The following is an 8,250-nucleotide window of genomic DNA, read 5'->3' as shown; positions in this document are numbered from 1 at the left end:
GGCGGCTTCCGCAGGGAAGACGGCCGTGGTGGCGAGCGCGCTGCTTTCCGTGGGCGCGATGACCACGGCGACCGGGGTGACCGGGGCGGCGAGCGCGGTGGTTTCCGGCGGGATGACAGCCGGGGCGGCGAGCGTGGCGGTTTCCGGCGGGATGACAGCCGCGGTGGTGAGCGCGGTGGCTTCCGGGGGCGTGACGACCGTGGGCGTGGGCCTCGGAGGGATGACCGGGGAGGACGGCCCGGCGGATACCGCGGCCGGGACGACCGGCACGGTGGCGGGCGGTTCCGTGAGGACCGGGACCGCGACCGGGACCGGGAGCCGATCAAGCGGCTGCCGATCCCCGAGGACGTCACCGGCGAGGAGATCGACAAGGACGTACGGCAGGAGCTGCAGAGCCTGCCCAAGACCCTCGCGGACGACGTCGCCAAGAACCTGGTGATGGTCGCCCGGCTGATCGATGAAGACCCTGAAGGGGCGTACGGCTACTCCAGGGTGGCCCTGCGGCTGGCGTCGCGCGTCGCCGCGGTACGGGAGGCCGCCGGATTCGCAGCGTACGCCAACCAGAAGTACGCCGAGGCGCTCGCCGAGTTCCGGGCCGCGCGGCGGATGACCGGAACCGTGGAGCTGTGGCCGCTCATGGCCGACTGCGAGCGTGGGCTCGGGCGGCCGGAGAAGGCGCTGGACATGGCCGGCGCGCCCGAGGTGCAGAAGCTCGACAAGGCCGGACAGGTCGAGATGCGGCTCGTCGCGGCCGGCGCCCGGCGCGACATGGGGCAGTTGGACGCGGCGATCGTGACGCTGCAGAGCCCCGAGCTGGCGTCCAACTCCGTACAGCCGTGGACCGCGCGGCTGCGCTACGCCTATGCCGACGCGCTGCTCGCCGCCGGACGGACCGGCGAGGCGCGGGACTGGTTCGCCAAGGCCGTGGAGGCCGACCGGGACGGCAGCACGGACGCCTCCGACCGGCTGGCCGAGCTGGACGGCGTGGAGTTCGTGGACGCCCTCGACGAGGGCGAGGGCGACGAGACCCGCGCGGACGAGGACGTCGACGAGGACTGACGTCCGTCCGGAGCGGAGAACGGCGCAACGGCGCAGAAGGGGCGGGCCTCCCGACGGGGCCCGCCCCTTCTGCGCCGTGCGGGGCGTCAGAGGTCGAGTGAGCGCAGGACCAGACCGGAGGCCGGTTTCGGACCGAACGACGTCGACTTGCGGGGCATCGTGACGCCCTGGCGGGCGAGATCGCGGACGACGTCCTCGCGGACCGGGTGCATCAGGACGGCCGTGCCGCCGTCGCGTTCCGCCTTCTCGACCGTCGCGGCCGTGTCGTGGATGTAGGCGATGCGGGCGGGGGAGTCCTCGGGGACGCGCCAGACGTGGCCGAGGAGCGTGGCGTGCAGGACCGTCGCGTCCAGGGTGCGCCAGGCCATCGGCCGGTCGGCCGGGACCGTGCGGGCCAGCAGCTCCGGGTCCGGACGGTCGACGAGATGGAAGGCGCCGTCCCCGGCGAGGAGGAAGGCGTTGCCCAGGGCGGCCGCCTCGGCCAGGGCGTCCATGGCCTCGGACAGCGGAGTGCCGTCGAGGCGGCGGACGCGGAAGAGGCCGTCGAGGGCGTCCAGTGCGTCCGCGGCCGGCAGACCGTGCAGGAGGCGGTGGATGGCGCGGACCCGCAGGGGGTAGCGGGCCGTGTCGACGAGGAGGACCAGGCCGTGGTCCCAGGGACTGGGGGAGGGGTGCTCCGCGCGGAGGCGGCGGTAGGTGGCCCAGCGGTGGTGGCCGTCGGCGATGAGGGCCTGGTGACCGGCGAGTTCCTTTCCTATCGTGGTCAGGTCCGCGGGATCGGTGACGGACCACAGGCGGTGGTGGATGCCGTCCTCCGTGGTGGTCGCGAGGAGCGGCGGCCGCTCGGCGGCGCGCTCGATCAGGTCGGCCGTGGCGGTCGCGGTGCCGTCGCCGCGGTAGGTGAGCAGCAGCGGTTCGAGGTTGGCGGAGGTGGCCCGCATGAGGTCGGCGCGGTCGGCGACGACGTGCGGCATGACGTCCTCGTGCGGCAGGACCAGTCGCTCGTCGGGGTCCGAGACGCGCAGAGCACCGATGATGCCGCGTTGCAGCATGCCGGCGCCGTCGCGCTGCTCGTAGACGTACAGCCCGGGTTCGGCGTCGGGGGCCAGGACGCCCTCGGAGCGCCAGCGGCGCAGGGTGTCGGCGGCCTGGGCGTTGCGGGCCTCGGGCGTGTCCGCCTCGGGCAGGATCAGCCGGACGATGTTGTACGGGTCGGCGGACTGGAGGTGGTGCAGGCCGTCCGGGCGGACGACGACGTCGTACGGCGGGGATGTCACGGCGGCCAGGCTGCCGACCCGGTCGGGGTCGTAACGAAGGCCTCGGAACGGGGTGAGTTCCAGGCCTCGGGGCGCCTTCGCTTCCGAGTGACCTGCTGTCTTCATCCCGGCATCGTACGGGTGCCGGTGGCATGGGGGATGATCGGGGGAAAACCGTCGAACGAGGAGCGATGCGAATGAGCCGGAGCGTCAGGACGAGGCCCGGGGCCAGTGGGCAGGCCCTGAGCGAGGCGTACGACACGGCGCTGCTCGACCTCGACGGCGTGGTGTACGCGGGCGGGAGCGCGATCGTCCACGCGGTCGAGTCGCTCGCGGCGGCCCGCGAGGGCGGCATGCGCCTCGCCTACGTGACGAACAACGCCCTGCGCACTCCGGACACCGTGGCCGCGCATCTGACCGAGCTGGGGATACCGGCGGACGCCGGTGACGTCATCACCTCCGCGCAGGCCGTGGCGCGGCTGGTCGGCGACCAGGTGCCGCAGGGCTCCCGGGTGCTGGTGGTCGGCGGCGAGGGACTGCGGGTGGCGCTGCGCGAGCGCGGGCTCGTGCCGGTGGAGTCGGCGGACGACGATCCGGTGGCGGTCGTGCAGGGGTACGGCGGGCCCGAGCTGCCGTGGGGTCGGTTCGCGGAGGCGTCCTACGCCGTTGCGCGCGGGGTGCCGTGGTTCGCGTCCAACACCGACCTGACGATTCCCAGCGGGCGGGGCATCGCACCGGGCAACGGCGCGGCGGTGGAGGTCGTGCGGATCGCCACGGGCGCCGAGCCGCAGGTCGCGGGCAAGCCGCTGCCGCCGATGCACCGGGAGACGATCCTGCGCACGGGTGCCGAGCGGCCGCTGGTGGTGGGGGACCGGCTGGACACCGACATCGAGGGCGCGTTCAACGGCGGGGTCGACTCGCTGCTGGTGCTGACCGGGGTGACGGACGGCGCGCAGTTGCTGGCCGCACCGCCGCGGCACCGGCCGACCTACGTCGACGCCGATCTGCGCGGGATGCTCACCGGGCAGCCGGAGGTCGTCGAGGCGGGCGGCGGGTTCCGGTGCGGTGGCTGGACGGCGACGGCCGGGACCGGGGCGCTGGAGCTCGACGGTGACGGCGCCGCGCCGGACGGGCTGCGCGCGCTGTGCGCGGCGGCGTGGACGGCGGCCGGTGACGGTGTGTGCGAACTGGACGGCGGCAAGGCACTGGCACGGCTGGGGCTGTGATCCGCGGATCCGGCCCCGCCCGTGTCCCGTTTCCCTCCGCCGGGGGGAGGCGACGGCGGGATCTTGATCCCATAGCAGGGTAGGCTAACCTAACTGCGTGTTGGTCGAGAGTCCCCCCGAACAGCGCGCGGACGATACTCCCGCGCCCCCAAGACGCCGTGCGGTGCGCATCCTTGGGCTGCTCGTCTCCGTCGTGATCCTGGTGCTCGTCGCGCTGGTGAGCCTCGCGGTCGGAGCGAAGGACCTGTCCCTCGGCCAGGTCTGGCACGGCCTGTTCGAGGACACCGGCAGCTACAGCGACGTCGTCGTCGCCGACCGGTTGTCACGAACCGTGCTCGGTCTGCTCGTCGGCGCGGCGCTCGGTCTGTCGGGGGCGGTGCTGCAGGCGCTCACCCGCAATCCGCTGGCCGACCCCGCACTGCTCGGCATCAACGCGGGCGCGTCCGCGGCCGTGGTCACCGCCATCACCTTCTTCGGCATCACTTCGCTGTCCGGGTACGTGTGGTTCGCGTTCTTCGGTGCGGCGGCCGTCGGGGCGCTGGTGTGGTTCCTGGGCGGCAGCCGGGGGGCGACGCCGGTGCGGCTCGTGCTCGCCGGTACCGCGATCAGCGCCGCGCTCTACGGCTACATCCAGGCCATCATGATCCTGGACGACGCGGCGCTCGGCAGGATGCGTTTCTGGACGGTGGGTTCGCTGGCCTCGGGGAGCGACTCGACCATCACGCAGGTCCTGCCGTTCCTGCTGGCCGGCTGTGCGCTGGCGCTGGCGCTCGCCCGGCCGCTCAACGCCATGGCCATGGGCGACGACACCGCCAAGGCCCTCGGCGCCAACCTCAACCGCACCCGGGCCCTGTCCATGCTCGCCGCGACCGTGCTGTGCGGGGCCGCGACCGCCGCGTGCGGGCCGATCGTGTTCGTCGGTCTGATGGTGCCGCACGTCGTGCGCTCCTTCACCGGGCCCGACCTGCGCTGGATCCTGCCGTACGCGGCGCTCCTGTCGCCCGTGCTGCTGATCGGAGCCGACGTGATCGGGCGGATCGCGGCCCGGCCCGCGGAGCTCCAGGTCGGCATCGTCACGGCGATCCTCGGCGGCCCGGTCTTCATCTTTCTCGTACGACGGCGGAGGACGGCCCAGCTGTGAAGACCAACCGCGCGGTGCGGACTCCCGGCGGCCTCTCGGTCCGGCTGGACGTGCGCGCCCTCACCGTCGTCGTGCTGCTCCTGCTCGCGGCGCTCACCGCGAGCGTGGTGCTGATCGGCACCGGCGACTTCCCGATACCCGCCGCCGACGTGCTCAGGACGCTCGTCGGCGAGGGCAACGCCGGTCAGGAGTTCATCGTCACCGAACTGCGGCTGCCCCGGGTCCTGGTCGGCCTGCTGGTCGGGGCCTCGCTCGGCCTCGGCGGCGCGCTGTTCCAGTCCATCTCCCGCAATCCGCTGGGCAGTCCGGACGTCCTCGGCCTCGGGCAGGGCGCGACCGCCGGTGCGCTCACGGTGATCGTGCTGTTCTCCGGCACCGCCAACCAGGTCGCCGCCGGCGCGCTCGCCGGCGGGCTGGTGACCGGTCTGGCCATCTACGTGCTCGCCTGGAAGCGGGGCGTGCACGGATACCGGCTGGTCCTGGTCGGCATCGGTGTCTCGGCGGTCGTCACGGCGGTCAACGGATACCTGCTCACCAAGTCCGACATCGTCGACGCGGCCCGCGCGGTCGTGTGGATGACCGGATCCCTCGACGGCCGTGACTGGGACCAGGTCTGGCCGCTGCTCGCCCTGTGCGCCGTCCTCGTGCCCCTGGTCCTCGCCAACTCCCGCGGGCTCAGGATGATGGAGATGGGCGACGACGTCTCGTCCGCCCTCGGCGTGCGGGTGGAGCGCGTACGGCTGCTGCTGCTGTTGGCGGCCGTACTGCTCACCGCGTCCGCGACCGCCGCCGCCGGACCGGTCGCCTTCGTCGCGCTCACCGCGCCGCAGCTCGCCCGGCGCCTGACCCGTTCGCCCGGGCCGAACCTGGTGGCGTCGCTGTGCATGGGCGCCGCCCTGCTGGTCACCGCCGACTGGATCTCGCAGCGGGCGTTCGGCGCCGAGCAGCTGCCGGTGGGCGTGGTCACCGGCGTACTCGGCGGTGTCTATCTGCTGTGGCTGCTGGTCACCGAGCGCAGGGCGGGCCGCATATGAGCGCCGGGAGCGAGAAGAACAGGGGCGGCAAGAGCAGTGCCAGCAGCGGGCTGGACGACCGAAGGAGCACCGTGAACCGACTGTCCGCCGAGAACGTCACCCTCGCCTACGACCAGCGGGTCATCGCCGAGCAGCTGTCGGTGGAGATACCGGACAACTCCTTCACCGTGATCGTCGGCCCCAACGCGTGCGGCAAGTCGACGCTGCTGCGGGCGCTGTCGCGGATGCTCAAGCCCAGCGAGGGCCGGGTCCTGCTCGACGGGCAGGCCATCCAGTCGATGCCCGCGAAGAAGGTCGCCCGGACCCTGGGACTGCTGCCCCAGTCGTCGATCGCACCCGACGGCATCACGGTCGCCGATCTGGTGGGCCGCGGCCGTTACCCGCACCAGGGCATCCTGCGGCAGTGGTCGGCCGAGGACGAGCGGGTGGTCCAGGAGTCGATGGCCCAGACCGGGGTCGCCGAGCTGGCGGAACGGTACGTCGACGAGCTCTCCGGAGGTCAGCGCCAGCGCGTGTGGATCGCGATGGCACTGGCCCAGCAGACCCCGCTGCTGCTGCTCGACGAGCCGACCACCTACCTGGACATCCAGCACCAGATCGACGTCCTGGACCTGTGCGCGGACCTGCACGAGGAGCAGGGACGCACCCTGGTCGCCGTGCTGCACGACCTCAACCACGCCGCCCGCTACGCCACCCACCTCATCGCCCTGCGCGGGGGGAAGGTCATCGCCCAGGGCGCGCCGAAGGACATCGTCACCGCCGGGCTGGTCGAGGAGGTCTTCGGGCTGCGCTGCCAGGTCATCGACGACCCCGAGACGGGCACGCCCCTGATCGTGCCCGCGGCGCGCAAGGCGCGGACGGCGGCCGGGAACAGGGGCGCGGCGGAGACGGTGGGCGCTACAGGAGCTTCCTGAGCCGCAACAGATCGCGCAGCCCCGCCTCCAGCCGCACCCGGCCCGACCCCCAGGCCCTGGCGAAGTGCAGCTCGCCGTCGACCAGGGCCACCAGGTCGTCGCCGGTCAGCGCGAGCCTTATCTGGGCCTTCTCGCGCGGCGGGCCCGGCAACGTGTCGTGCACCTCGATCCGGCCGCCGGTGAGCCGGCCGGCGAAGGTCACGTCCAGATCGGTGATGTGACAGCTGACCGAGCGGTCCATCGCCGCGGCCGCGCGAACGTCCCCCTCGGCGTGCTGCATGCTGTCCGAAAGCTTGTCGAGTGCGGCACGGCACTCCTCGATCGTGGCCATCGCGGACGACGGTACCCCAGGTGTTCGCGGTAGCGTCGGGGCATGAACGACGCAGTGCCGGAGGCGGAGAGCCCGGAGCCGGGCACGGGGCAGCCGCGACCCGAGTCCGGGCCCGCCGGGCCGCAGCCGCCGCCCGAGGGCGGACCGGCCGCCCCGGCTCCCCTGAACGTGCCGCGCACCCCCACCGGCGAGGCCGGGGTGGACGCCCACCTCGAGCGGCTGGCCGACGCCGACCACCTCACCACCGACGGCCACGTCGAGGTGTACGAGGATGTGCACCGGGGGCTGCGCGACGCGCTCACCGCGCTCGACGCCCGCCCGGGACCTCCGGCTCCCGCCCGTCACCCGACCACCACCCCTCAACGAGGCCCTTCGGGCCACCCATCCCATTCGGCACACGTACACAGGAGCTGAACCGAACGTGGCAGGAGTCGCACGCCGCCGTCTCGACGCGGAGCTGGTCCGCCGCAAGCTCGCGCGCTCGCGCGAGCACGCCAGCCAGCTGATCGCCGCGGGCCGGGTCAGCGTCGGCAAGACCGTCGCGACCAAGCCCGCCACGCAGGTGGAGACCGCCGCCGCGATCGTCGTCGCGGGCGACGACAGCGACCCGGACTACGTGTCGCGCGGCGGCCACAAGCTGGCCGGCGCCCTCGACGCCTTCATGCCGCGGGGCCTGGTCGTCGCGGGACGGCGTGCGCTGGACGCCGGCGCCTCCACCGGCGGCTTCACCGACGTCCTGCTGCGCGCCGGGGCAGCGCACGTGGTCGCCGTGGACGTCGGGTACGGACAACTCGCGTGGTCTCTGCAGAACGATGAACGCGTCACCGTCAAGGACCGTACGAACGTACGGGAGTTGACGCTCGAGGCGATCGATGGGGAGCCTGTGGACCTTGTCGTGGGGGATCTGTCCTTCATTCCGCTCGGGCTGGTCCTGCCCGCCCTGACGCGGTGCGTGAAACCGGACGCCGACCTGGTGATGATGGTCAAGCCGCAGTTCGAGGTGGGCAAGGAGCGGCTGGGCAGCGGGGGAGTGGTGCGCAGCCCGCAGCTGCGTGCCGAGGCCGTGCGGGGAGTGGCGGCCAGGGCCTGGGAGCTGGGGCTCGGGGCGAAGGGCGTGACGGCGAGTCCGCTGCCCGGTCCCTCAGGGAACGTCGAATATTTTCTGTGGCTGCGGGCCGGGGCTCCGGAACTGGACCCGGCCGACGTTGACCGTGCAGTGGCGGAGGGGCCGCGTTGACACAGAACCGAGCTCGTACTGTTTTCCTGCTGGCCCACACCGGGCGGCCCGC

The 8,250-nt window shown here is 73.1% G+C and carries 9 protein-coding genes; 7 read left to right on the top strand and 2 right to left on the bottom strand.

Annotated features, from left to right (window positions below; genetic code table 11):
• Nucleotides 1–330: 330 nt before the first annotated feature.
• Complete coding sequence (locus tag RIM90_RS28830) at nt 331–1,059, top strand: tetratricopeptide repeat protein (protein ID WP_309063690.1); 729 nt, start codon at nt 331–333, stop codon at nt 1,057–1,059.
• Between the two features lie 86 nt (nt 1,060–1,145).
• Here the strand turns inward: RIM90_RS28830 and RIM90_RS28825 are convergent, their stop codons facing one another.
• Nucleotides 1,146–2,441 carry a DUF1015 domain-containing protein gene (locus tag RIM90_RS28825; RefSeq protein WP_309063689.1) on the bottom strand — a complete coding sequence of 432 codons (1,296 nt, stop codon included), beginning with the start codon at nt 2,439–2,441 and terminating at the stop codon, nt 1,146–1,148.
• A gap of 71 nt (nt 2,442–2,512) precedes the next feature.
• Between RIM90_RS28825 and RIM90_RS28820 the strand changes: the two genes are divergently transcribed.
• The 4 genes from RIM90_RS28820 to RIM90_RS28805 all read left to right on the top strand — a co-directional run bounded on the left by RIM90_RS28820 (nt 2,513) and on the right by RIM90_RS28805 (nt 6,630).
• A complete protein-coding gene (locus RIM90_RS28820) occupies nt 2,513–3,541 on the top strand; it encodes an HAD hydrolase-like protein (RefSeq protein ID WP_309063688.1) in 1,029 nt (342 codons plus the stop codon).
• Nucleotides 3,542–3,638: 97 nt separating this feature from the next.
• Nucleotides 3,639–4,682 carry an iron chelate uptake ABC transporter family permease subunit gene (locus RIM90_RS28815; protein ID WP_309063687.1) on the top strand — a complete coding sequence of 348 codons (1,044 nt, stop codon included), beginning with the start codon at nt 3,639–3,641 and terminating at the stop codon, nt 4,680–4,682.
• A complete protein-coding gene (locus RIM90_RS28810; RefSeq protein WP_309063686.1) occupies nt 4,679–5,716 on the top strand; it encodes an iron chelate uptake ABC transporter family permease subunit in 1,038 nt (345 codons plus the stop codon). Before RIM90_RS28815 ends, RIM90_RS28810 begins: the two co-directional genes overlap by 4 nt.
• Nucleotides 5,713–6,630, top strand: coding sequence for an ABC transporter ATP-binding protein (locus tag RIM90_RS28805; protein WP_309063685.1), 918 nt, complete (start codon nt 5,713–5,715; stop codon nt 6,628–6,630). Before RIM90_RS28810 ends, RIM90_RS28805 begins: the two co-directional genes overlap by 4 nt.
• Here RIM90_RS28805 and RIM90_RS28800 read toward each other — a convergent pair.
• A complete protein-coding gene (locus RIM90_RS28800) occupies nt 6,614–6,961 on the bottom strand; it encodes a sterol-binding protein (RefSeq protein WP_309063684.1) in 348 nt (115 codons plus the stop codon). The two genes, RIM90_RS28805 and RIM90_RS28800, sit on opposite strands and share 17 nt — an antisense overlap.
• A 42-nt stretch (nt 6,962–7,003) precedes the next feature.
• On the opposite strand from RIM90_RS28800, the gene RIM90_RS28795 reads away from it, so the two are divergent.
• Nucleotides 7,004–7,375 carry a hypothetical protein gene (locus RIM90_RS28795; protein WP_309063683.1) on the top strand — a complete coding sequence of 124 codons (372 nt, stop codon included), beginning with the start codon at nt 7,004–7,006 and terminating at the stop codon, nt 7,373–7,375.
• Nucleotides 7,376–7,382: 7 nt separating this feature from the next.
• Entirely contained in the window at nt 7,383–8,198 is an 816-nt protein-coding gene (locus tag RIM90_RS28790; protein WP_309063682.1) for a TlyA family RNA methyltransferase, read from the top strand.
• The last annotated feature ends 52 nt before the right edge of the window (nt 8,199–8,250 follow it).

Source organism: Streptomyces sp., assembly GCF_031181555.1.
Lineage (GTDB): Bacteria > Actinomycetota > Actinomycetes > Streptomycetales > Streptomycetaceae > Streptomyces > Streptomyces fimbriatus.
The sequence above is the reverse complement of the archived record's forward strand: the minus strand, read 5'-3'. Positions and strand labels throughout refer to the sequence as shown.